This window comes from Lentilactobacillus dabitei (assembly GCF_019061365.1).
Lineage (GTDB): Bacteria > Bacillota > Bacilli > Lactobacillales > Lactobacillaceae > Lentilactobacillus > Lentilactobacillus dabitei.
In genome coordinates, this window is record NZ_JAHPPD010000041.1 from 1 (window position 1) to 24,579 (window position 24,579).

Consider the following 24,579-nt stretch of genomic DNA (forward strand, 5'->3'; position numbering starts at 1 on the left):
ATCACCTCATACTTAATTAATAATTCTATGGTACTCAAAAAGACGTCTACGAAGTAGACGTCCAGTTATTTAGTGCTTACGATCCACCACAATTGAGATTAACACAAACGCTACTGAAGCCATTGATCCGGTCACGGATCCGAGTTGTAGCGCTTTGGCGGAACCCACGGCATGACCGGCTGAACCTAGGCTGAGACCTTGACTAATTGGTTCGGTCAGTCGAAATGCTTTCAGAAGAAAGTTAGCCAAAGCGTAAATAATCACTGCATTGACGATGCAGGCCATCGCGGTGATTGCTGAGTTGCCGCCAATCGCTTCTGCAATTGGCATTGCAATGGCCGTAGTGGCCGCTTGTGGGAGGAGTGACGCAATCCCAGCATCACTTAAACCGAAGAGCTTACAGACCCAATAAATGCCAAAGAGGGCAATGACCAGACCAATTGTGAGTGAAAGGCCAATTTCTAACCAAAATCGTTTAATAATATCATTTCGTTTGTATAAGGGCACCGCAAACGCGATTGTTGCCGGCGTTAAAAACCAAAACAAGATGTCGCCGCCTGGTTTATAGGCATGCCTGTATAACCAGGCAACGTCAATTGAAAATGTTTTGGCCATCAGCCACAGGCTGAAGATACCGAGAACCATTCCAACGAATAACGGCTGGAATAAGAAAAAACCATTGGTAATCTTGAATAGCCATATGCCAATTAGATACACAAAAATGGATAAGCTAATGCCAAAAACTGGGGTTCCAAAAAAATCCATGATGTTAAGTTGAACTGCCGTCATCCTGCTCACCACCCATCAAATTTCTTCCACGGAAACGTCGGTATGAAAAATCACTTGCTTGAGCCAAATGAAGAAAGAGGCGGTGTAGGCAACGACGACCAATAGAAGGATGGTTGAGAGGATAATTACCAGGATTAATTGAAGCCCCTGTTCTTTCATGATATCTAACGATGCCGCTAGCTGAATACCCGATGGGACAAATAAAAAAGAGATAAAGCCAATCATTGAAGTCGCAAATTTTTCTACCCATTCCAATTTGATGATATGCAGCGTGAGTAACGTGTATAAAACAATTAAACCAATCACTGGTGTCGGAACGGGAAATTCAGGTGGAAAAAGTGGCGATATTAAGCTTGAAACAAACAAAATTGCCGCAAAAATGCCCATTTGAACTAAAAAGGGTGCGTCTTTTTGAGGCCCAAGAGATGGTTGTGTGTTTCTGATTCTGCTTTTCATAGAAATGTCTCCTTTACTTGTGAATTTAAGTTCGCGAAAGCGTTAACACCTACAATTTAAATGTAGTTTAACTTGTGAACGGAAACAATGTTCAATATGAACAGATTTTATAATGTGATTGGCTGAACAGGCAATGATGGCTTGTTTTTATCAATTGGCGTTTGTATAATTGATTTAATAATCCATGTTAGGAATTAAGTGAGGTTACAAATTTGAAATTCGAAATCATTGTGTCATTGTTCGCTACCATGATTCTTTCTGCGATATTAACCCCATTTATTCGCAAATTGGCGTTTGCTGTTGGTGCTGAGGATCGACCAAACAAACGCCGAGTCAATAAAATTCCAATGCCAACAATTGGTGGGTTGGCCATTTTTATTTCATACACATTTTGCACGATGTTTCTGTTAAGAAATCAGTTTCCAACTAAAATTTTGTGGGGTGTTTATGGCGGCGAAACGATTATTATTTTAACCGGAATTATCGATGATATCTTTGAATTAAAGCCACGGCAAAAAGTCTTAGGCATTTCCCTTGCTGCACTGTGGGTTTATTTTGCTGCCGGAGTCAAAATGACAACGATTACTTTGCCATTTTTTACGATTCATTTGGGTTGGATGAGCTTGCCAATTACTTGGATCTGGATTTTGGCAATTACCAATGCTGTCAATTTGATTGATGGCTTGGATGGCTTGGCTACGGGGGTTGCAATCATTGCGTTGACAACGATGGGAATTACCGGGATGTTCTTCTTGAACGTTGGTAACATCTTCGTGTCGATCATGATTTTTGCGTTGGTGGCTTCATGTGTTGGCTTTTTGCCATACAACTTTTTCCCGGCTCGAATCTATCTTGGTGATACCGGGGCTTTATTTATTGGTTTTATGATGTCCGTCTTCTCATTATTTGGGTTGAAAAATGCCACCTTTATCACGTTATTAATCCCTGTAATGATTTTAGGCGTTCCCATTACCGACACCGTATTTGCGATTTTTAGACGACTGCTTAATAAGGAACCCATTTCTCATGCTGATAAACGCCATTTGCACCATCGATTGATGCAAATCGGGTTAACGCACCGACAGACAGTTCTGGTTATTTATGGGATTGCGTTGATTTTCTCGTTCATCTCATTACTTTACCCAATTTCACCACTATGGGGATCAATTCTTTTGACGATTGCCGTGTTGATTGGACTGGAGCTTTTCGTCGAAACGATTGGTTTGGTGGGCGAAGACCGGCAGCCGTTGTTGAATGGAATCAAGAAATTAGTGAAGGACACGACGAGTAAGGATAATCGATAAGATCATTACATATTCGGCAAAACGCCACGGGCCCACTAATCAATTAAATGATATTTAGAACACAAAAGGGTCGGAGCAAAACGGTAAGTTTTGTCCCGGCCCTTGCTCCTACGCTCTGGTTCAAATCGGCTAAGGTCTCCGATTATTCTCAATTCATGATTCGTTTTCTTCTTGTTGCCGTTCTTCTCGTGAGAATGGCAATTCGAAGACTTTATTTTGACCACTGGAATAATCAAATTGATTACTTAACAGGTCTTTTAATTTTTGAATAAAGGGTGGAATATTCGCTTGTTCAACCGCAATAGTAACCTTGATCTTGTCTGTGTAGCCCACGTCTTCAATAGGGACGTCATGGGTTGAAAGAAAATACTTTAATTTATCAAATTGATTATAATCGATCGTCAAGAATAGTTCTTTTTTCGTCACTAAATTAACGATGCCCAATTGATCAATTGTGGTTGACGTCGCGTTACTATATGCTCGAATTAAACCGCCGGCACCCAATTTAATCCCACCAAAGTAGCGAGTGACCACAGCAATCACATTGTGGAGCTCATTTTTTTTGAGCACTTCTAAAATTGGCACTCCAGCGGTTCCGGAAGGTTCGCCATTATCGCTTTCCCGCTGAATTTGATCGGTATCACCGAGCATGTAAGCGAAGCAATTGTGGTTGGCCTTTTCATTTGTCTTCGTGATCGTTTGAATAAAATGTTTGGCTTGGCCTTCGGACGTAATCCGTTCCATCGAGCAGATGAATCGAGACTTTTTGATATCAATTTCATGAGATCCCGATGTTTTAATTGTTAAATAAGTTGCTTTCAAAAAAATCCTCCTGAATAATTCGTATTTAAATAGTGAGGTGAAGTTCTATGATTAATCATATATCAGACTTGTACGGACGCCAAATAAGTTCTGCTGAACTGTCGGCAGCGATCTTGGAATTACCGGAAGTCAAACGACGGCCTGCAATTCAATTAAAGCCTAGCTTGATGTGCTCAAGGTGTGGTTCCCGACTCAAACGAAGTCAAGCTAACCTGCCAAACGGTCAATATTATTGCTATGTCTGCATCCAAATGAAGCGAATGGATACGCTGCATGATTTGGCGTTTGTTGATGAGCCCAATCAATTTACCAAAGTTTCCGATGCCTTGTCGTGGGAAGGCCAATTAACGCCTTTGCAGGCAGAATGTGCGGAACAGGTCGTGCGCATTTTTAAAAAGCGTCAGCATCACCTTTTGTGGGCGGTGACCGGAGCAGGGAAAACAGAGATGCTGTTTAAAGGTATTGAGTGGGCGGTTCGTTATGGAAAACGGATTTGTATTGCTTCTCCGCGAGTCGACGTTTGTATTGAATTGTTTCCACGAATTCAGGCGGCCTTTGCCAAAACGTCGATTGTACTGCTTCATGGCAAAAGCGAACAGCCGTACAAATATAGTCAAATTACAATTTGTACCACCCATCAGCTGCTTCGATTTTACCACGCCTTTGATGTCCTCATTATTGATGAAGTGGACGTCTTCCCATTTTCTGGTAACCCGATGCTTCACTTTGGGGTTAATAATGCGATCAAAACAGCTGGTTCGATGCTTTATTTAACGGCTACCCCGGATAAACATTTGCTAACCCAGGCGAGAAAAGGGCGCCCTTCCATTAGTTATTTACCCATTCGCTATCATGGTCATTTATTGCCAGAGCCAACGATTATCAAGATCAAAGGATTATCTCAGGGAATTGATAATAATCGATTAGACAAACGGGTCTTAAAAATGATTCGACAACTAATGAGCCAACAGCAGCGGTTTTTACTTTTTGTTCCCCACATCAAAGATTTGGCGGCCGTTGCAACCGCTATCAAAGATGCTGGCATTATTGCCAAGTATGACACGGTTTTCGCTGCCGATCCAGAACGACTCGAGAAAGTAAGCGCAATGCGTCATCACGAGCTGGATTTTATCATTACAACGACGATATTAGAACGCGGCGTCACTTTTCCTGGGATTGACGTTTTGGTACTGAAAGCAGATAACGATATCTTTTCAGCTGCCGCGCTGATTCAAATTGCGGGCAGGGTGGGGCGTAGCAGTGACCGTCCAACTGGCAGGGTCTTATTTTACGCAGAAGCCCGGGCCGCAAATATCCGTTCATGCCAACGACAAATTAGAAAAATGAATCGAAAGGCGGCTGAAATATGACTAATTGTTTATTGTGTCAGTCGTCATTGCGGCACACAACGTCATTTGATGAAATGATGTCGTTGGCACCCGCCCAAGCCCGCCAACTTTGTGAAGAATGTGCCGCTGACTTTTTCAGATTAGATTCAGTTGCAACTTGTGTTAAGTGTGGTAGGCGTTTGAAAGCGGAGATGAGCAATCCGTGTTATGACTGTGAACGATGGCAGCAACAAATTAGTTTTGACTTTCAAAATAGGGCCCTATATGAATACAATTCGGCAATGAAGGACTATATGAAACGCTATAAATTTTTAGGGGATTACCGACTGCGCTTTATTTTTGCAAAAGAGGTCAAGAAAGCAGTGACATGGCAAAAACGATTATTGGTTCCTATTCCTGTCAATGCCGGTACAATGGCTACAAGAGGTTTCAATCAAGTGACTGGATTACTTAAAGGTTGCTCATTGGTTGAAGCATTGAAAACCTCTCAAACTGTTAAAGATAAACGACAGTCTGAAAAAGGTCGGGCTGATCGATTACGTTTAATTCAACCATTCGAACTTGTCGAACCCCAGATCGAGCGCATTAGCGGAAAAGATGTCACGATTATTGATGATGTATACACAACTGGGACAACAATCCGTCATGCAGCAAGTCTGTTATATCAAGCAGGAGCGACATCAGTAATTGGAATAACTCTCGCAAGGTGAAGAAATCCAGAGTCAATGATTGTTAAAACGCGAACTTTCAATTATACTTAAAGTGTAGCCAGTAATGAAAGTGATTTCATAACTGGACCATTAAGCCTTTAATGGTGAAGGGAGAGATTGTTATGCTAGTGTTTAACATTCGTGGTGAAAATATTGAGGTAACTCAAGCGATTCGGGATTATGTTGAGAAACGAATCAGTAAGCTGGAGAAATACTTCGAAAAGGATTTGAAAAATACAGCTCATGTGAATTTGAAGGTCTATTCAGATAAGCAAGCTAAAGTTGAGGTAACTATTCCTTTGCCATACTTAACCTTGAGAGCCGAAGAAATGTCTAATGACTTGTACGCAAGCATTGATTTGGTAACGGACAAGCTCGAACGTCAAATTCGTAAGTACAAGACTAAGGTTAACCGCAAGTCCCGTGAAAAGGGCTTCAAGAACCTTGAGTTTGCACCTACCCAAGAACAAACTGACACAGATTCAGATAACGAATCGAAGTTCCAAGTTGTTCGTACAAAGCAATTAGCTTTAAAGCCAATGGACAATGAAGAGGCAATTCTCCAAATGGATATGTTGGGCCATGATTTCTTCATCTATGAAGATGCAGAAACATCAGGTATTAACATTGTATATCGTCGAAATGATGGCCGCTACGGCTTGATTGAGACGGGAGAAGAATAATAGAGCGCGGAGAAAAGCGCTTTGACGCGTCTATATAAGGACTCCCACCCGATAATCCTGGTTTTGGATTATTGGGTAGGAGTCTTTATATAGTTGAGCGGCAGCTTTTCGGAGCGCGTTTCAAAGTTACCGCGGACCAATATCTAAGTTCCGATTTTGATCTAAAGGACTTTTTTAAAATCAATAGATTTATTCCTTTTAACCCCAGCCAAAATGTACTATCATGGATTGATGCCATTTGATTTGATTTATTGTTTTCATTGACAGAATGAAATGGTACAATTAAAAAGTATGTAGTCCACGTTTTACTAATAAGTTTAATCATAATGCTTTGTTTTTAGAAGGGAATTTACTAATGGCAACTAACGTTTTAAAGAAATGGGTTGAAAGTGATAAGCGTGAGCAAAAGCGCCTCAGCAAGATTGCTGATAAGGTGGGTGCCTACGCTGAAGAGTATCGTCAGCTCAGTGATGAAGAATTACAAGCTAAAACGCCAGAGTTCAAAGAGCGTTACAAAAAGGGCGAATCACTCGATGATTTGCTTCCTGAAGCCTTTGCGGTTGCTCGAGAGGGTGCTAAGCGGGTCTTAGGACTTTATCCATTCCACGTCCAGATCATGGGTGGGATCGTTTTACATGAAGGTAACATTGCCGAAATGAAGACTGGTGAAGGTAAAACTTTGACAGCCACCATGCCAGTTTATTTAAATGCCCTTGCAGGTGAAGGGGTTCACGTTGTTACGGTTAACGAGTACCTATCACAACGGGATGCCACTGAAATGGGTGAGTTGTATAACTGGTTGGGACTTTCTGTTGGCGTTAACTTGACAGAGATGGGCCCCGATGAAAAGCGAAAAGCTTATGCAGCCGATATTACTTATTCAACCAATGCTGAAATTGGTTTCGATTACTTGCGGGATAACATGGTTGCTTACAAAGAAGAAATGGTTCAACGACCACTTAACTTTGCGATTGTCGATGAAGTTGATTCCATCTTGATTGATGAAGCCAGAACCCCTTTGATCATTTCAGGTCAAGCAACTGGAACTTCAGAGTTATATCAACGAACTGATCGATTTGCCAAGACTTTACATGAAGGTGACGACTTCAAGGTTGACCTTGAAACCAAGACAGTTTCACTGACTGACCAAGGAATTGAAAAGGCTGAAAAGTACTTCAATTTGAAGAACCTCTATGATACTGACAATACGGCTTTGACCCACCATTTGGATCAAGCTTTGCGAGCTAATTTTATCATGCTACGTGATAAGGATTATGTGGTTCAAGACGATGAAGTTATGATCGTTGATTCGTTTACCGGCCGGATTATGCAGGGTCGTCGATTCTCAGATGGCCTGCATCAGGCGATTGAAGCTAAAGAAGGGGTTACAATCCAAGAGGAAAGTAAGACCATGGCAACAATCACCTATCAGAATATGTTTCGGATGTATAAGAAACTTGCCGGAATGACTGGTACGGCTAAGACTGAAGCTGAAGAATTCCGTGAGATTTATAACATGGAGGTTATTTCGGTTCCAACCAACAAGCCGGTTATCCGGGTCGATCATCCAGATATTCTTTACCCAAGTTTGGAAGCCAAATTCGATGCTGTTATCAATAAGATTAAGGAACTTCACAAGAAGGGTCAACCAATGCTGGTTGGTACCGTTGCGGTTGAAACTTCCGAGTATCTGTCACACCGGTTGGATGAAGAAAAAATTCCTCATGTTGTTTTGAACGCCAAGAACCACGCCAAGGAAGCTGAAATTGTCACCAACGCTGGTCAAAAGGGTGCTGTTACGATTGCGACCAACATGGCTGGCCGGGGAACTGATATTAAATTAGGACCCGGAGTGGTTGAGTTAGGCGGGTTAGCCGTTATTGGGACCGAACGACATGAGTCCCGACGAATCGATAACCAGCTTCGTGGCCGTTCTGGTCGTCAAGGTGATCCAGGTTTGTCACAATTTTACCTGTCACTTGAAGATGACTTGATGCGTCGTTTTGGTTCTGAAAAGATCAAGAACTTCTTGGAACACATGAACGTTCAAGGAGAAGATGCGGTTATTCGTTCTCGGATGATCACTAATCAAGTTGAATCGGCTCAAAAGCGAGTTGAAGGTAACAACTATGATTCTCGTAAGAACGTTCTCCAGTACGATGATGTTATGAGACAACAACGTGAAGTGATTTATGGTGAACGCCAACAAGTCATTGAAGAAAACAAATCACTCAAATGGGTGATCATGCCAATGATCGAACGGACTGTCAACCGAATTGTCGATTTGCATACGCAAGGTGACCAATCCGATTGGGATCTCCAAACGATCTTAGACTTTGCCATTAGTGCAATGGTTAGCCCTGATAAGGTTTCTCTTGAAGATTTCCAAAACAAATCCGCTGATGAAATCAAGAAGTTCTTGATGGATATTGCGAATAAAGTTTACAACGAAAAGCAAGAGCAACTGTACGATGCTTCTCAAATGCTTGAATTTGAAAAGGTTGTTATTTTGCGGGTTGTTGATTCTCATTGGACTGATCATATCGATATCATGGATCAATTGCGTCAATCAATTGGCCTACGTGGTTATGGTCAACAAAATCCACTGGTTGAATACCAACGAGAAGGTTACAAGATGTTTGAGGAAATGATTGCCGATATTGATTATGATGCAACTCGTCTCTTCATGAAGGCCGAAATTCGTCAAAATATGCAACGTTAATAAATCATTGAAGAATCCGAACACCTTTGTTTGGGTTCTTTATTTGAATTAGGCAGTCATAATGATTATAAGAAAGAAGACTGAATATGACATTTGAATTAAGTGACGCAAAAAAACAAATCGCTGATATGCAAAAAGCCATCGACGGCTTTAGGGGGTCTCTTTGACTTTGATGCTTTGAGTGAAAGCATTGCCATCAACGAAGCCAAGATGGCCGAACCTGGATTTTGGGATGATCAGGAAAGTGCCCAAAAGCTCATCGATGAGACCAACCAGATGAAAACCAAACGGGACAGCTATAAAGCGTTGTCCGATAAACTTGATGATTTAAAGGTCACCTTGGAATTGATTTCTGAAGATCCTGATTCAGGGATGCAGGATGAGTTTCAAACTGAAGCAAGCGACTTACAAACTAAACTTCAACGTTATCAGTTAGGATTGCTGCTGAATGGTCAATATGACCATAATAATGCCATATTAGAAATTCACCCTGGTGCTGGTGGAACTGAGTCTCAAGATTGGGGATCGATGCTGCTTCGGATGTACACTCGCTGGGCAGAGGGACATGGATTCAATGTTGAAACCCTCGATTACCAAGTGGGGGATGTTGCTGGGATCAATAGCGTATCTCTTCTGATAAGTGGGGCCGATGCCTATGGTTACTTGCGTTCCGAAAAGGGTGTCCATCGGCTGGTTCGAATTTCACCATTTGATTCAGCTGGCCGGCGACACACGTCATTTGCTTCCGTTGATGTGATGCCTGAACTGAATGATGATGTCAATATCAAAATCAATCCTGATGATTTAAGGGTTGATGTCTATCGGTCAAGTGGTGCTGGTGGGCAACATATTAATAAGACATCGTCTGCGGTCCGAATCACCCATCTTCCAACCGGAATTGTGGTAGCCAGCCAAGCTCAACGGTCTCAACTGCAGAACCGGCAAACGGCCATGAATATGTTGAAATCCAAGTTGTATGAACGAGAGCAAGAGAAGAAACAGGAAGAAAAAGCCAAAATTGAAGGTGAACAAAAGGACATCGGTTGGGGCTCCCAAATTCGCTCCTACGTGTTCCATCCGTATTCCATGGTCAAAGATCATCGAACAAGTTATGAAACGGCTAACGTCAACGGTGTGATGGATGGCGATCTGGATCCATTCATCAATGCCTATTTGCAGTGGCAGTTGAGCCAGAAAAATCCAGATTAATCAAATTGAATAGATGGAGATTAGGTCGAAAAACGATTTAAGCTCAGAATTTAAGCAAGAACGGCAGTGCATTTTAATTTTGAAATGCATTGCCGTTTTTGCTTAATAGCTGGAATTAGCCATTGATAGCAAGCCCTTACAATATCAAAACGACTAAGCTCACTTGTATCGATAAATAATTTGTCGACTAATGTTAGTGCCTCTTTTCAAATATCACTAGCTGTCTATTTTGATTACGGCTTTTATTCAAGGATAGATCAATGATATACTAGCTGTATAACATTGATGAGGGCCTAAACATAATGAAAATAATAATTGCAATTGCATTTTACATTTTACAACCGGCACTATGGATTGGGGTGATCCGTGCCTATTTGATACATAACAGGCGGGTTAAGCGGGAACGAAGTCTTTTTAGTTCTGCTATTTATGAAGACTTCTATGAAGGGCGGCATTTTGTGCGAAGCGGTCTTCTGTTTGGGATTCTGGCATCGATTGTGTTAGGCGGTTTTTTAAGCGTTTCGATCACTTGGGCCATGATGTATGAACTGATCAGTCTGGTTTGTCTGTTATTCATTCCTGGACAGATCCTTTCAATCACGATCGTATCCTTAGTTGGGTTACTCGTGACGTACGTCCCAACGATTTCTCAGTTGCAGCCCCTTGAAAACATGATGAGCCGTTTTGGATTCAGTATACGGCCGGTAAACTCCATTAATTTTCTGATTTTAACGGTTGTGGCTTTGTTATTGACAAGTGCCTTTATAGGGATGAACGCTGGTAAATTTGATTCGCCGACTATCGCTCGCAATAAGCGGAATACCAAAGTTGCCATATACAAATTCAACGAATTAACCATCTTTCCTTTCCTATTGTTAGTCCCTGGAGATTGGTTTACCAGTCGATTTTCATTCTTACCATTCTTCCAAATCAACGGTCATTCATATGCATTTTTGATTTTACCAATGTTGATTGGGTTAAAGTTAACCGTTAGAAAGAGCGTGCCGCGCGAATTCTTCGTTAAGTTAAGCAAGCGAATACTCGTTTTAAGTTTGGTGGGGATCCTTCTGACCATTGCTGGGATTTTTTACCAAGTGGTCATCGCACCCGCTGTTGCAATTTTGCTGCTAGGCTATTATCTTATAATTGGGATTGCAAAGCATCAGGATCATCAAGTTGACTTTGAATACAGCGAAGTGATGGATGGCATTCGGGTCATTGGCATCCAGCCAGGCACCCCTGCTGCAAAAATGGATCTTAAACTTGGTGATGTGATCTTGTCGGTTAACAATATCACAGTGAATAATGAGGATGAGTTTTATCGGGCCTTGTCCACGAATTCGACGTACTGCCGATTCAAAGTCCGGGACCGCAATGATCAGCTTAAAATTACAGAATCAGCAATCTTCAAGAATTCACCCCATGAAATTGGGGTCAAAACATATTCCCAGGTCGTAAAGTAGGAGGACTATCGTGAAAAAAGTTTTGGTGGTTGATGATGAGCCAGCAATCGTAACCTTGCTTGAATATAATTTGAAGCAGGCAAATTTTGAGGTTGAGAGCGCTACAAATGGTGTTGATACCCTTTCGATGGCAGAACATGGGACTTTTGACATTGTCTTGCTTGACTTGATGCTGCCAGAAATGAGCGGCGAACAAGTGCTTAAGCAGTTACGAATGGACCGAAATGATACGCCTGTTATCTTATTAACAGCCAAGGATACCGAGTTTGACAAGGTATTTGGCCTTGAAATGGGAGCAGACGATTACATTCCCAAACCATTTAGTCCACGGGAAGTCATTGCCCGAATTAATGCCGTGCTCCGCCGATACGAGAAATCTGCTCCTGCTAATAATCAACCAGCCGGAAAACCAAGTGGGGATGTTGAAACCACTGGTCCATTTACAATTGATCATAAAAAATATCGGGTGAGTGTGAATGATAAGAATCTCAAATTAACGCCCAAAGAATTTGAATTGATGCAATATTTGGTCGGCCACGAGAATCAAGTTCTGAGTCGTGACCAACTGCTTCAAGGTGTCTGGGGCTTTGATTATAGTGGTCAGAGCCGGATGGTGGACATTCAGATTGCTCATTTGCGTGAAAAAATTGAGCCTGATCCCAAGTCCCCTAAATATTTGAAGACTGTTCGCGGTTTTGGATATGAGTTCTCAACTGGGGATGATGACGCTGAATAAGATTTTTCGCCAAATTTTAACGATTTTAATTTTGAGCATTGCCGTTTTGGTCATGCTCTTTTATGCTGCTTCGAAGAATGATCGTGATCTAGTGGTGTTCAGCCTGATTGTGATGGCTGTGATAGTCGGTGTTTTAGCCTCAGTTGCCACTCGGTACCATCAGCATGTTAAAATTTTACAGCAGCTTGAATCCATGACAACTAGCATTGTCAATCATCAACCTGCTGCGCCACTATTTGTTGAACCGAGTAATCCCTATAAAGGCTTGGCCGATCAATTAAATGAACTTCAATCCCGCCAGCAGGATGAGAGTAAAAGTATCGAGAACAGTAACACTGAGTTAATTACCATCCTATCCAGTCTGCCAGTGGGAATCATGGTGATTGATTCTACCCATGACGTGATTTTTTCGAATCATAAGATGGCGACCATGCTTGGAAAAAATGTGCTCACTCAAGTGCATCCATACACGCAGGACATCCGTAATTACGAGTTGTTGTCCTTGATTGACGACGTCTTTGAGAGCCACAAGTCTCGTCAAACTGAAGTTCGGAACGTGAGTGACACGTCCGTTACTTGGGATACCAGCATTTTGTATAACCAACTGGAAAATGACTTCCATGTCTTAGTCATTATTTACGACATTTCCGACCTCATCAACGTTAAACAGATGCAAATTGACTTTCTCCGAAATGCCAGTCACGAACTGAAGACCCCGATTACCGCAATTTCTGGATTTACCAAGACGTTACTCGATGGGGCAATGAATGACAAAAAGAGTCTGGTTGAATTTTTGAAAATTATTGATCAGCAAAGTGAACAACTGGCGTCATTGGTTCAGGATGTGCTGACCATTTCCCATATTCAAAATGGAAACAATTACGATTATAAAGTTCTCAATTTACAGGCATTTATTGATTCGGAATTAACCTCCTACAAATCGATGGCTGCTGGGCAACACGTCACCATTAAGAACAATGTTGACGATGGGGTCCGGGTAACTGCTGATTCAAACATGTTAACCCGGATCCTGCGCAATTTAGTCAGTAATGCGATTAAATACAATCGGCCAGGCGGGGAAATTAATATTGATTATTCGGCTAACGATAGTTTCTGGCAACTTCAAGTGGCTGATACTGGGATTGGAATTGCCCAAAAAGATATTTCCAGGTTGTTTGAACGCTTTTATCGCGCCGATGATTCCAGAACGAAACAGAAAGTGAGTGGAACCGGTCTGGGCCTTTCAATTGTGAAAGAGTTGGTAGATGCCGTCGGTGGGCGGATTGACGTCAAAAGTCAACGTGGGGTTGGCTCGACCTTTACGATTGAGCTTCCGATTGTCACTGAAGATGATGAGGCAACTAAATAATTTTACAAACTATTTACCGAGATTCAGCTTACTGAAGGCTGAATCTTTTTGTCTGCCTCGACAAACAACCGTTACCCCATGTTCCTTTTACACAATCTTTACATTCGACTGGTCAAATATTTACATTGATTTAATACAATGATATTTGGAGATCTTACCAGGAGGTATTGGAATGCGAAGACGAACGTTGGTAAAATGGATCATTGTGATTGTTGTGGTGATTGCGGGATTTGGCGCTTACGAAGCCAGAAGTAAAACGGCCACTAATCAGCAATCAATCACGGCAGTTGGTTCGACTGCTCTTCAACCCTTAGTTGAGGCCGCCAGTGAAGAATATTCTGCAGAACACGCGGGCATTTTTATTAATGTCCAAGGTGGTGGGTCTGGAACCGGCCTCAGTCAAATTGAATCCGGAGCAGTTCAGATGGGAAATTCAGATTTGTTCGCGCAAGAAAAAGAAGGTATCAACCCGAAAGGGCTAGTTGACCATAAGATTGCTGTCGTTGGGGTGACGCCGATTGTCAATGACAATGTGCATATAAAGAATCTAACCACTCATCAGCTTATCGCCATCTTTACTGGCAGGATTACCAACTGGTATCAATTGGGTGGCCCTCACATTCCGATTACCCTTATTAATCGCTCACAGGGAAGTGGCACCCGAGTCACTTTTGAAAAATATGGTCTTAAGGGTCATGAAAGCGCGGTTGCTCAGGAACAGGATTCTTCTGGGACCGTGCGCCAGATTGTTTCGTCAACCCCTGGTGCAATTAGTTATGTTTCATTTGGTTATGTGAACAAATCTGTTCAACCCGTCAGCATTGACGGCATTCGGCCAACCGAAAGTAACGTCATGCATAATCGATGGAAGATTTGGTCATACGAGCACATTTATACCCAGGGAGCACCAACGGGACTCACTAAAAAATTCTTACAGTATCTTAAAAATAATCATATCCAAACGACCTTGTTCAATAAGCTTGGCTACATCTCTGTTAAGGATATGCAGTACCAACGAACTTGGCAGGGTAAAGTTTCCAAGGGATCGGGGGAATGACAATGCAAGATCAAAAATTAGCTAAGCAGTTAATGAAAAAATCAAAAACCGCGCGCTATGAACGGTTCGGCCATTTGCTCAGTCTCTCGGCACTGCTTTTGATCATGGCTATTGTCCTTGGCATTATCATCTTCATTGCAACCAAAGGGCTGTCGACATTCTTTAGAGACAATATCAGCTTCAAAGACTTTTTTACCGGTGTTATCTGGAATCCGGGAACTAAAACGCCTAGTGGTCAACAAGCAGTTGGGGCGTTACCAATGATTGTGGGATCATTTCTCGTAACCATTTTGGCTGCAATTGTTTCAACTCCTTTTGCGATTGGAACCGCGGTTTACATGACTGAAATTTCACCCAAGCGTGGGGCTAAAATTCTTCAACCAGTAACTGAACTATTGGTCGGGATTCCCTCCGTTGTTTATGGATTCATCGGCCTATCCGTCGTTGTGCCGTTTGTCAGAAATACGTTTGGCGGCAGTGGTTTTGGGATTCTGTCCGGGACCTTCGTCCTGTTTGTGATGATCCTGCCAACAATTGTCTCCATGACAGTTGATTCATTAAAAGCAGTGCCCAAGTATTACCGACAGGCATCACTCGCCCTTGGAGCAACCAAGTGGCAAACAATTTGGAAAGTTGTTCTTCGAGCAGCCACCCCTGGCATCCTGACGGCGATTGTTTTTGGGATGGCCCGGGCGTTCGGTGAAGCTTTGGCCGTTCAAATGGTCATTGGAAATGCGGCCTTGATGCCACATAACTTGGTATCACCCGCTTCCACGTTAACTTCCGTGCTAACAGCTGGGATGGGTAATACCGTTATGGGATCCCTTCAAAATGATGCGTTGTGGTCCTTGGCGTTAGTACTGCTGATCATGTCGCTGCTGTTTAACCTGATGGTTCACTTTATCGGCCGGAGAGGAGCGTTTAAGAAATGAATCGAACTCAAAAACAAAGTCAGATTGCAATCTTACTATTGAGGTTAATTGCCGCTTTGGTGGTATTAATCCTCGCGTTCTTGATTGGGTATATCTTCATCACCGGCTTGCCAAATGTCAGTTGGAAATTTTTGACATCACCCGCCAAAGCATTTACAGCTGGTGGGGGAATTGGGGTTCAACTCTTTAACTCTATTTATCTATTAATCTTAGCGATGATCATTTCACTGCCAATTGCTCTGGGTGCTTCGATTTATCTAAGTGAATACGCCAAAGATAATTGGTTTACCTCAATGATTCGGACTGCAATTGAAATTCTCAGTTCGCTCCCATCTGTAGTAGTGGGGCTGTTCGGCTTCTTACTATTTGTCGTTCAATTCAATTATGGTTTCTCGATTATCTCGGGGGCCCTGACACTTACAATTTTCAACCTGCCACTACTTACTCGAAATATTGAGGAATCATTAGCGAGCGTTTCCGATGATCAACGACAAGGTGGCTTGGGGCTGGGATTATCCAAGTACGAAACAATTGTGCATATTGTTGTTCCTGCAGCGCTTCCTGGGATTATTAGTGGCGTGATTCTTTGTTCGGGACGGGTATTTGGTGAAGCGGCTGCTTTGATTTATACTGCCGGTCAAAGTGCTCCAGCTCTTAATTTCGGTGACTGGAATCCATTTAACATCGATAGTCCCTTAAGCCCATTAAGACCAGCCGAAACCTTAGCCGTTCACATTTGGAAGATTAATTCTGAGGGGATCATGCCGGATCTTACTCAGGTGTCATCTGGATCTGCGGCGGTATTGGTACTGGCAATTCTTATATTTAACTTATCAGCCAGATATATCGGCCGAAAGATATTCGAAAAGATGACATCCATGAATTAAGGCGGGAGATGAGCCAATGTTAAATACGAAAAACAAGTCCGACCGATTTATTTATCATTTCAATCCAGAAGAAACTGAGATTACAATGCAGACGAAAAATCTGGAGGTTTATTATGGCAAAAGCCTTGCCATGCACAACGCCGACATTCAGTTTCAGAAAAATACGATCACCGCACTGATTGGCCCGTCTGGTTCTGGGAAATCCACCTATTTGCGGTCGTTGAATCGAATGAACGATGACATTGCGACCGTTAAGGGACAAATCCTTTATCAGGGAGTCGACATTAACCAACCCAAGATTGACGTATACGAAGTCAGACGACGGATTGGGATGGTATTTCAACGGCCGAATCCGTTTGCCAAATCAATTTACGGCAACATTACCTTTGCACTAGAACGCCGTGGCGTTCATGATAAACGGGTTCTTGATGAAGTTGTTGAAAAGACGTTGAAGCAGGCGGCTGTTTGGGATCAGGTAAAAGATAACCTGCATAAAAGTGCGCAATCACTTTCAGGTGGGCAAGCCCAGCGAGTTTGTATTGCAAGGGCTTTGGCAGTTGAACCGGACGTTTTATTGTTGGATGAGCCGGCCAGCGCCCTTGACCCCGTTTCTACTCAACAACTTGAACAGACCTTGCGTGAGTTGAAAAAAGACTACACGATTATTATCGTCACCCATAACATGCAACAGGCTGCCCGGTTGAGCGATTACACGGTATTCTTTAATTTAGGTGAAGCAATTGAGTATAATAAAACTCGGAAAATCTTTACCAGACCTAAGATTGAATTGACCGACGATTATGTATCAGGAAACTTTGGATAGGAGGGGCCAGTAATGACAGAACCAATTCTTTCAGCGACTGATCTTGATTTGTTCTATGGAGACTTCCAAGCCCTCCATGGGATTAGCCTTGGCTTTGATGAACATAAGATTTCAGCGTTAATTGGGCCATCGGGTTGTGGAAAATCGACCTTTCTTCGCTGTCTCAACCGAATGAATGACATGATTGATGGGGTTAAAATTGACGGCAAAGTCACTTTTCACGATCAAGATATTTATTCTTCACAAGTTAATTTGGTAGAATTGAGAAAGTCGATTGGAATGGTGTTTCAACAACCCAACCCGTTTCCATTTTCGGTGTATGATAATATTACTTATGGCCTGCGGATCGCCGGTATTCGTGACAAGCAGAAGTTGGACGCCATTGTTGAACGAAGCCTCAAGCAGGCAGCTGTTTGGGACGAAGTTAAAGATAATTTATACGACAACGCCCTCTCGTTTTCTGGTGGGCAACAGCAGAGAATCTGTATCGCAAGAGTTTTGGCGGTATCACCTTCTGTTATTTTAATGGATGAGCCAACCAGTGCATTGGATCCAATTTCCAGTGCTAAAATTGAAAATACCCTTTTGGAACTAAAAAAGGATTATACTATTATTATTGTGACCCATAACCTGCAGCAGGCTTCCCGAATTTCGGACAAGACTGCGTTCTTCATGGAAGGTCGGGTCGTTGAATATGATGATACAACCAAAATGTTTGTGAATCCCGATGACAAGCAAATAGAAGATTACGTCAGCGGACGATTTGGATAGGAGAGACGCCCATGGGGAAAGTTTTTGACGAAGAGATTATTACTTTAAAAGCAGATTTTATGAAATTGGGGGCATTGGTGAGCCAGGCGGTTGCCAACGCTGGACAGTCATTTATTGATCACGATACCAAAGCTGCTGAAACGGTGGTTACCAATGACCATGAGATTAACCATCTCCAGATCCATATTGAAAAACGTTCCTTTGAAATGATTGCTTTGTATCAACCAGTGACCGGCGATTTAAGAGAAGTTGTCGGGATCTTAAAGGCAGTGACCGATTTGGAGCGGGCAGGTGACCATGCCCGAAATATTGCCAGATCAACGCTCGATATTAAGGGTGAGGAGCGAATTCCTGAGGTTGAATCGATTATTGCGACCATGACCAAAGAAGTCAGTCAGCAATACAACGAGTCGATAGATTCATATGGCGAGGCCGACGAAAAGAAGGCTAAGCAGACCGCTCAATTGTTCGATAAAAGGATTGATCAATTGTATAACGATATCGCTGCTCCCAGCTATCAAGCAATGGCCAAGCACCCTGATATTGTGAATTCGGCGATCATTTACTTAAATGTCGCTAAAGACCTTGGTCGAATCAGCGATTATAGTACAAACATTTGCGAGTGGACGGTTTATCTAGCAACTGGTAAAATTATTGAATTAAATTAAGAATGGTTGTTTTTTGCACTGCAGACTTGATTGCAGTGCCTTTTTTAGATAGTCTTAAGTTAGAATTATTTGACTGGAGGTAACCTTATGAAGACAGGTAAAAAATTAACTCGCTCATCGACAGACCGAGTCATTTCGGGTGTGCTCGGCGGAATTTCGGAATATTTTGGCTGGAACTCAAGCTTGGTTAGAATTTTATTTATTGTATTAGCTTTTACACCAGGCATCAACCTGCTGACAATCTTGTCGTACATTGTCATGATTGCGATTATCCCGAGCGATGGAACCGGCGACTCATTCATGAATCAGTTTCGGTCTGGTGTGTCGACTGATGGGACCTCCCGCAAATCACGAAAAGTAATCCATGATGTTGAAGAGAAAAATGTTGATGATCATCAGAAAAGAGGCTGACAGTGAGATTTTTAACAATGGTTTTGGTAGACACATTAGTGTTTGTCGCCTTGAGTGGTTTTTTCCCGGCTAATTTTTATGTTTCCAGTGTTGGGATAGCAGTCATCGCCGCGCTTGTCCTGGCAGTCTTAAATTGGGTGGTAAGGCCAATTATTACTATTTTGTCACTTCCAATTAACTTTTTAACCCTTGGGCTGTTTTCCATTGTGATCAATGGTTTGATGCTGGAAATGACCTCGGCAATTGTTGGTGCCGGCTTTCGGTTTTCGTCATTTTGGATGGCAATGCTGGTGGCAATCCTGATGTCTGTGATCAGCACCATTATTGCCCAATATTTTCGCCGGCCTTAAAGACTAAATGGCGTCTACGTGCTAAAATTATAGTGATTATTAAGGAGTGATAAATTTGGCCGATAGTGTGAGCGTTGCCGATTTGGTTGAAAATGCCAGGCTGGATGTGTATTATGGCAAGGAATATTTGGATGAGCGAACGATCTCAACAAGTGATATTTCTCGACCAGGCTTGGAATTAACCGGATTTTTTAATTATTATCCTGCAAAACGAATTCAATTACTTGGAATTACTGAAATCTCCTACTCAAAAGGGATGACTCATGAAGCGCTGCTGGATGTCATGCAGCAGATGTGTCAACCGCAGACTCCGGCATTTGTTGTGTCGACTCAATTGGATCCACCTGAAGAATTACTAGAAGCTGCTAAGAAAGAGCATATTCCAGTCTTAGGTTCCAAATTAACGACTTCTCGGGTCTTGAGTAACATGACCAACTATTTGGAAGATAAGTTGGCAGAACGTAAGTCGATCCATGGCGTTCTCGTGGACGTTTACGGATTAGGAATCATGATCACTGGAGACAGCGGGATTGGTAAGAGTGAAACTGCCTTGGAGCTGGTGAAACGAGGACATCGTTTGATCGCAGATGACCGAGTTGAAGTGTACCAGCAAAATGAACAAACCTTGGTTGGAACTGCGCCGGCCATTCTGCGGCATTTGCTTGAAATTCGTGGGATTGGGATTATCGATGTCATGACCCTGTTTGGGACCGGTGCGGTTAGAAGTCAGACCAATGTTTCGTTGATCATTCACTTGGCGAATTACTCTAAGGAAGCAAAGTTTGATCGCTTAGGTAACGGAACCCAAAACGTTCCTATTTTTGACGTTGATGTGCCCAAGATTACAATTCCGGTTCGAACTGGTCGGAACCTTGCAATCATTATTGAAGCGGCCGCAATGAACTTTAGAGCGCAAAGCATGGGGTACGATGCCACTGAAACCTTTGATCGCAATTTGAATAACTTGATCAAAGTCAACAGCAAGGCTGACGCCACGCATAAAAAAGAAGAAAAAAATCTTGCCGAAAAGAATAAAGGCCTGATTGGCGAAGATCCAAAAAAAAGCGACGATAGTGGGAGATAGATGTAGTGTTGAATTTTAAGGCTTTGGCTCTCAACCCAATTGCTTTTAATTTAGGGCCAATTGAAGTTCACTGGTATGGAATCATTATTGCCAGTGGTGTCATTTTAGCGGTTTACCTCGCCGTTACCGAGGGTAGGAAACGTGGTATCAATCCCGATGATATTTATGATATGATTTTATGGGCGCTGCCGGCAGCCTTGATTTGTGCCAGGTTATATTATGTCATCTTTCAGTGGCCGTATTACCAAGCCAATCCCGGTGAAATTATCAAGATTTGGGACGGTGGAATTGCCATTTATGGCTCGCTGATTGGGGCAATGATCGTGGTTATCTGGTTTTGTCGCAACCGCTTTATTCCAGTTTGGTTGATGCTTGATGTTGCCGCTCCAACCGTGATTCTGGCGCAATCAATTGGTCGCTGGGGCAATTTTATGAATCAAGAAGCGTTCGGAAAAGTGACCACCCTGCATTATTTGCAGGCATTACATCTACCAGATTTCATTATTACTCAAATGAATATTGGAGGTGCGTACCGTCAACCAACCTTTTTGTATGAATCAATTTGGAGCCTGCTAGGATTTTGCGTTTTGATGACATTGCGGCACAACCCTCACTTGTTCAAACAAGGAGAGGTATTTCTTACCTACGTGATGTGGTATTCGTTCGGTAGATTCTTCGTCGAAGGAATGCGGACAGATAGCTTGATGCTGTTTAATTTGCGGGTGTCACAAATTTTGTCAATTATTCTTTTCTTCGGGGCAATTGCCTTAATTGTTTATCGCCGGAGGAATCAGGTGAATCCCTGGTATTTAGAGGGGACAAACCTCAGAAGTAAAACAACGCCAATAAAGGAGAAAAATAATGTCTAAAAAAATTGCAGTACTCGGTGCCGGATCATGGGGCAGCGTGTTGGCCAACTTGCTGGATGAAAATGGCTCGGATGTCAAACTATGGTCATACAATCCTGATCAGGTCAAAGAATTCAACACAGATCACACAAATTCCAAGTATATTAAAGACTTCACCTTTTCTGATTCCATTATTTCTTACAACAATTTGGCAGAAGCAATTGACGGGGTTGATTACATACTGTTTGTTGTGCCAACTCAGGTCACCCGATCAGTAGCCAAACAGGTTGCCAAAATCTTGGCCGATCGGGATCAATACGTGAACATCATTCATGCGTCTAAGGGGATTGAAGAGAAAACTTATCTCCGGTTATCACAAGTCCTTTCACAAGAAATTGATCCTAAAAATCGGAAGTCAATTTCTGTCATTTCGGGACCGAGTCAGGCTGAAGATGTTGTGAGAAAAGACATCACCTTAGTGACCGTTGCCAGTGATAATCAAAAGGCGGCCAAAGATATTCAGGGATTGTTCATGAATAATTACTTCCGAATTTATACAAGTGATGACGTGATCGGGGTTGAAACCGGTGCTGCATTGAAGAACATTATTGCGCTGGGCGCTGGTGCCTTGTATGGCCTCGGTTATAAAGATAACGCCAAAGCGGCTCTGATGACCCGAGGCTTGGCAGAAATTTCTCGTCTTGGGACTTCATTTGGAGCCAACCCATTGACCTTCATTGGGCTATCCGGAGTTGGTGATATTATTGTGACGGCTACCAGTCGTAATTCACGAAATTGGCGGGCTGGTAATGAACTGGGTCAAGGTAAGTCCCTTGATGAAGTGGTTAAGAACATGGGCATGGTGATTGAAGGAATTGCCACAACCCGGGCTGCTTATGAACTATCTAAGCAACGGGGTGTTGACATGCCAATCACAAGTGCGATTTACCATGTGCTATACGATGGTGCTGACATCAAAGAAACCATTAATCAATTGATGACCCGTGAAGGGCGTTCAGAAATCGAATAATTTTTGATTGGTAAGAAAGGGAGACAGATAAAATGCAGAGAAAAGTAACCAAAGCAGTCATTCCGGCAGCAGGACTTGGAACCCGTTTTTTACCCGAAACCAAGGCACTACCAAAAGAAATGTTACCAATTGTGGACACCCCAACCATTCAATTTATCGTTGAGGAAGCCAAAAAATCAGGCATTAAAGATATTGTCATCGTGATTGGCAAAGGGAAACGGTCAATTGAAGACCATTTTGATTCCAACCCCGAATTGGAAATGAATTTGGAAGAACGCCATAAGAACCAAATTTTGGAGACTATTCGCAAGACTAACGATATGAATATTTACTTCATCCGCCAGTCTCATCCAAGAGGATTAGGGGATGCCATTTACACCGCCCGCAGCTTCATCAGCAATGAGCCGTTTGTGGTCATGCTGGGTGATGATGTGATGGAAGACAAAGTCCCATTGACAAAGCAACTCATGAACAGTTTCCAGGAGACTGGCGCTTCTACTTTGGCGGTTAAGCGGGTTGCCCATAAAGATATTTCAAAATATGGCGTGATTGATCCGTCTGAAGAAGTTCGCCCAGGATTATTTAACGTTAAGAAATTCGTTGAAAAACCCTCTCCAGAAAAGGCTCCAAGTGACTTGGCCATTATTGGCCGGTACTTGTTGACTCCTGAAATTTTTGGGATTTTGGAACACGCTAAACCAGATGACTCTGGTGAAATCCAACTGACCTCAGCAATTGATGAATTGAACCAGACACAGCGGGTTTTTGCTCATGAATTTATGGGTAGCCGCTTTGATACGGGTAACAAATTAAGTTGGCTCAAAACCAACATTATCTTTGGCCTTAGGCATCCGGAAATTGCGGATGGCTTGCGAGCTTATCTCAAAGATCTTGGTAAACAACTTGCTGACGAAGATAAGCCAAGTAAGAGCTAATTGCTGGACAGACTTACTAATTCATAGTAACTTTAACTTCGTGAGTATCAATGTTTCAACAAAGGAGGATTTAAATGGCAAAACAATATGATGTCGTTATTATCGGCGCCGGCCCCGGTGGGATGACGGCTGCCCTCTACGCATCCCGGGCCAATCTATCCGTTGCGATGATTGATCGTGGAATTTACGGTGGCCAAATGAACAATACTGCTTCAATCGAAAACTATCCCGGCTTTAAATCAATCATGGGACCTGACCTTGCTCAAAATATGTATGACAGTTCGATCAATTTTGGAGCTGAATATGTTTATGGTGCTGTGCAGTCAATTGAAGACCATGGTGACACCAAGGTCATTAAAACTGAGAGCGATGAATTGGAAGCTAAAGTTGTGATTATTGCAACTGGCTCTGAGTACAAGAAACTCGGTATTCCTGGCGAAAAAGAATATGGCGGCAAGGGTGTTTCGTACTGTGCTGTATGTGATGGTGCCTTCTTTAAGAATAAGCACGTTGTGGTTGTAGGTGGTGGCGATTCTGCAATCGAAGAAGCTTCCTATCTTGCAGGGATTGTTGATCATGTCACTGTGATCCATCGCCGTGATCAATTGCGCGCTCAGCAAGTGATTCAAGATCGGGCATTTGCCAACGACAAAATTGATTTTGTTTGGAATACTAACGTGACTGAGGTCGTTGGTGATGATACAAAAGTCACTGCTGTCAAGGTTCATAACAATCAGACTGATGAAGATTCTACCATTGAAACGTCAGGAGTGTTTATCTACGTTGGCTTACTGCCAATGACTGAACCCTTCAAGAGTTTGAAGATTACCGACGCCGATGGCTGGATTAAAACTGATGACCAAATGGAGACTTCAATCCCTGGTGTCTATGCGATTGGAGATGTTCGTGAAAAAGAACTTCGCCAAATTGCAACTGCTGTCGGTGAGGGCGGGATTGCCGGCCAACAAGCCTTTAAGTATATTGAGGCTCATCGTTCAAGCAATAAAGCTCAAGTTTAATTTTATCAAACCAAATCATTCGCTTTTAATAGCGGTTGATGTAATATGAATAGTGAGAATAAAGAGGTTGGATTGAGGTGTACCCCAAAAGTTAAAGTAAATATTTGCTTGTCTTTCCTAGGCGGCACGGAGTCGATAGCTTATCGGCGCTG

The 24,579-nt window shown here is 42.6% G+C and carries 25 protein-coding genes; 22 read left to right on the forward strand and 3 right to left on the reverse strand.

Features of this window, described 5'->3' with window-relative positions:
* Nucleotides 1-69 precede the first annotated feature (69 nt).
* Complete coding sequence (locus KTE19_RS07510; RefSeq protein WP_217341979.1) at nt 70-789, reverse strand: LrgB family protein; 720 nt, start codon at nt 787-789, stop codon at nt 70-72.
* Nucleotides 790-804: 15 nt separating this feature from the next.
* Nucleotides 805-1,245 carry a CidA/LrgA family protein gene (locus tag KTE19_RS07515; RefSeq protein WP_217163489.1) on the reverse strand — a complete coding sequence of 147 codons (441 nt, stop codon included), beginning with the start codon at nt 1,243-1,245 and terminating at the stop codon, nt 805-807.
* Nucleotides 1,246-1,457: 212 nt separating this feature from the next.
* Here KTE19_RS07515 and KTE19_RS07520 point away from each other — a divergent pair, with 212 nt between their 5' ends.
* On the forward strand, nt 1,458-2,549 hold the full coding sequence (locus KTE19_RS07520; RefSeq protein ID WP_056981132.1) for a glycosyltransferase family 4 protein: 1,092 nt from the start codon (nt 1,458-1,460) through the stop codon (nt 2,547-2,549).
* A gap of 153 nt (nt 2,550-2,702) precedes the next feature.
* Here KTE19_RS07520 and KTE19_RS07525 read toward each other — a convergent pair whose 3' ends face one another.
* Nucleotides 2,703-3,371 (reverse strand): YigZ family protein, encoded by a 669-nt coding sequence (locus tag KTE19_RS07525; protein ID WP_217163487.1) that lies wholly within the window; start codon nt 3,369-3,371, stop codon nt 2,703-2,705.
* A 47-nt stretch (nt 3,372-3,418) separates the two neighbouring features.
* Between KTE19_RS07525 and KTE19_RS07530 the strand changes: the two genes are divergently transcribed.
* The 21 genes from KTE19_RS07530 (at nt 3,419) to trxB (ending at nt 24,427) form a co-directional block, all read left to right on the forward strand.
* The gene (locus tag KTE19_RS07530; RefSeq protein ID WP_217341980.1) at nt 3,419-4,741 is read left to right on the forward strand and encodes an ATP-dependent helicase ComFA; all 1,323 of its coding nucleotides are present in this window, start codon (nt 3,419-3,421) and stop codon (nt 4,739-4,741) included.
* 272 nt (nt 4,742-5,013) lie between these two features.
* Complete coding sequence (locus tag KTE19_RS13980; protein WP_249778449.1) at nt 5,014-5,430, forward strand: ComF family protein; 417 nt, start codon at nt 5,014-5,016, stop codon at nt 5,428-5,430.
* A 122-nt stretch (nt 5,431-5,552) separates the two neighbouring features.
* The gene (gene hpf, locus KTE19_RS07540; RefSeq protein ID WP_217341981.1) at nt 5,553-6,113 is read left to right on the forward strand and encodes a ribosome hibernation-promoting factor, HPF/YfiA family; all 561 of its coding nucleotides are present in this window, start codon (nt 5,553-5,555) and stop codon (nt 6,111-6,113) included.
* Nucleotides 6,114-6,468: 355 nt separating this feature from the next.
* Nucleotides 6,469-8,835, forward strand: a complete 2,367-nt coding sequence (gene secA / locus KTE19_RS07545; RefSeq protein ID WP_056981126.1) for a preprotein translocase subunit SecA — start codon at nt 6,469-6,471, stop codon at nt 8,833-8,835.
* A gap of 86 nt (nt 8,836-8,921) precedes the next feature.
* Nucleotides 8,922-10,044, forward strand: a protein-coding gene (prfB, locus tag KTE19_RS07550; protein WP_217341982.1) for a peptide chain release factor 2 whose coding sequence is annotated in 2 segments (ribosomal slippage) — nt 8,922-8,999 and nt 9,001-10,044 — 1,122 coding nt in all. Because the reading frame shifts where the segments join, the coding sequence is not laid out codon by codon here.
* Between the two features lie 302 nt (nt 10,045-10,346).
* Nucleotides 10,347-11,507, forward strand: a complete 1,161-nt coding sequence (locus KTE19_RS07555; protein WP_217163476.1) for a PDZ domain-containing protein — start codon at nt 10,347-10,349, stop codon at nt 11,505-11,507.
* Between the two features lie 10 nt (nt 11,508-11,517).
* Nucleotides 11,518-12,243, forward strand: coding sequence for a response regulator transcription factor (locus KTE19_RS07560; protein WP_217341983.1), 726 nt, complete (start codon nt 11,518-11,520; stop codon nt 12,241-12,243).
* Nucleotides 12,209-13,612, forward strand: coding sequence for a sensor histidine kinase (locus tag KTE19_RS07565; protein ID WP_249778448.1), 1,404 nt, complete (start codon nt 12,209-12,211; stop codon nt 13,610-13,612). Before KTE19_RS07560 ends, KTE19_RS07565 begins: the two co-directional genes overlap by 35 nt.
* 172 nt (nt 13,613-13,784) lie before the next feature.
* A complete protein-coding gene (locus KTE19_RS07570) occupies nt 13,785-14,669 on the forward strand; it encodes a phosphate ABC transporter substrate-binding protein PstS family protein (RefSeq protein ID WP_217341984.1) in 885 nt (294 codons plus the stop codon).
* Nucleotides 14,670-14,671: 2 nt separating this feature from the next.
* Nucleotides 14,672-15,601, forward strand: coding sequence for a phosphate ABC transporter permease subunit PstC (pstC, locus tag KTE19_RS07575; protein ID WP_217163471.1), 930 nt, complete (start codon nt 14,672-14,674; stop codon nt 15,599-15,601).
* Nucleotides 15,598-16,488, forward strand: a complete 891-nt coding sequence (gene pstA / locus KTE19_RS07580; RefSeq protein ID WP_217341985.1) for a phosphate ABC transporter permease PstA — start codon at nt 15,598-15,600, stop codon at nt 16,486-16,488. Before pstC ends, pstA begins: the two co-directional genes overlap by 4 nt.
* Before the next feature lie 16 nt (nt 16,489-16,504).
* On the forward strand, nt 16,505-17,311 hold the full coding sequence (pstB, locus tag KTE19_RS07585; protein WP_054746752.1) for a phosphate ABC transporter ATP-binding protein PstB: 807 nt from the start codon (nt 16,505-16,507) through the stop codon (nt 17,309-17,311).
* Nucleotides 17,312-17,323: 12 nt separating this feature from the next.
* A complete protein-coding gene (gene pstB, locus KTE19_RS07590) occupies nt 17,324-18,082 on the forward strand; it encodes a phosphate ABC transporter ATP-binding protein PstB (protein ID WP_217163467.1) in 759 nt (252 codons plus the stop codon).
* Nucleotides 18,083-18,093: 11 nt separating this feature from the next.
* The gene (gene phoU / locus KTE19_RS07595) at nt 18,094-18,750 is read left to right on the forward strand and encodes a phosphate signaling complex protein PhoU (protein ID WP_217163465.1); all 657 of its coding nucleotides are present in this window, start codon (nt 18,094-18,096) and stop codon (nt 18,748-18,750) included.
* An 87-nt stretch (nt 18,751-18,837) separates the two neighbouring features.
* Complete coding sequence (locus tag KTE19_RS07600; RefSeq protein WP_217163463.1) at nt 18,838-19,161, forward strand: PspC domain-containing protein; 324 nt, start codon at nt 18,838-18,840, stop codon at nt 19,159-19,161.
* Nucleotides 19,162-19,163: 2 nt separating this feature from the next.
* Entirely contained in the window at nt 19,164-19,511 is a 348-nt protein-coding gene (locus KTE19_RS07605; RefSeq protein ID WP_217163461.1) for a phage holin family protein, read from the forward strand.
* A 55-nt stretch (nt 19,512-19,566) separates the two neighbouring features.
* Nucleotides 19,567-20,595: an HPr(Ser) kinase/phosphatase gene (gene hprK, locus KTE19_RS07610; protein ID WP_217341986.1), complete on the forward strand. Its 1,029-nt coding sequence runs from the start codon at nt 19,567-19,569 to the stop codon at nt 20,593-20,595.
* Between the two features lie 8 nt (nt 20,596-20,603).
* Nucleotides 20,604-21,464: a prolipoprotein diacylglyceryl transferase gene (gene lgt / locus KTE19_RS07615; RefSeq protein ID WP_218043472.1), complete on the forward strand. Its 861-nt coding sequence runs from the start codon at nt 20,604-20,606 to the stop codon at nt 21,462-21,464.
* Nucleotides 21,457-22,473, forward strand: a complete 1,017-nt coding sequence (locus tag KTE19_RS07620) for an NAD(P)H-dependent glycerol-3-phosphate dehydrogenase (RefSeq protein ID WP_217341987.1) — start codon at nt 21,457-21,459, stop codon at nt 22,471-22,473. Before lgt ends, KTE19_RS07620 begins: the two co-directional genes overlap by 8 nt.
* Nucleotides 22,474-22,505: 32 nt before the next feature.
* Nucleotides 22,506-23,408, forward strand: a complete 903-nt coding sequence (gene galU / locus KTE19_RS07625; protein WP_056981109.1) for a UTP--glucose-1-phosphate uridylyltransferase GalU — start codon at nt 22,506-22,508, stop codon at nt 23,406-23,408.
* Between the two features lie 74 nt (nt 23,409-23,482).
* The gene (gene trxB / locus KTE19_RS07630; protein ID WP_217163455.1) at nt 23,483-24,427 is read left to right on the forward strand and encodes a thioredoxin-disulfide reductase; all 945 of its coding nucleotides are present in this window, start codon (nt 23,483-23,485) and stop codon (nt 24,425-24,427) included.
* The last annotated feature ends 152 nt before the right edge of the window (nt 24,428-24,579 follow it).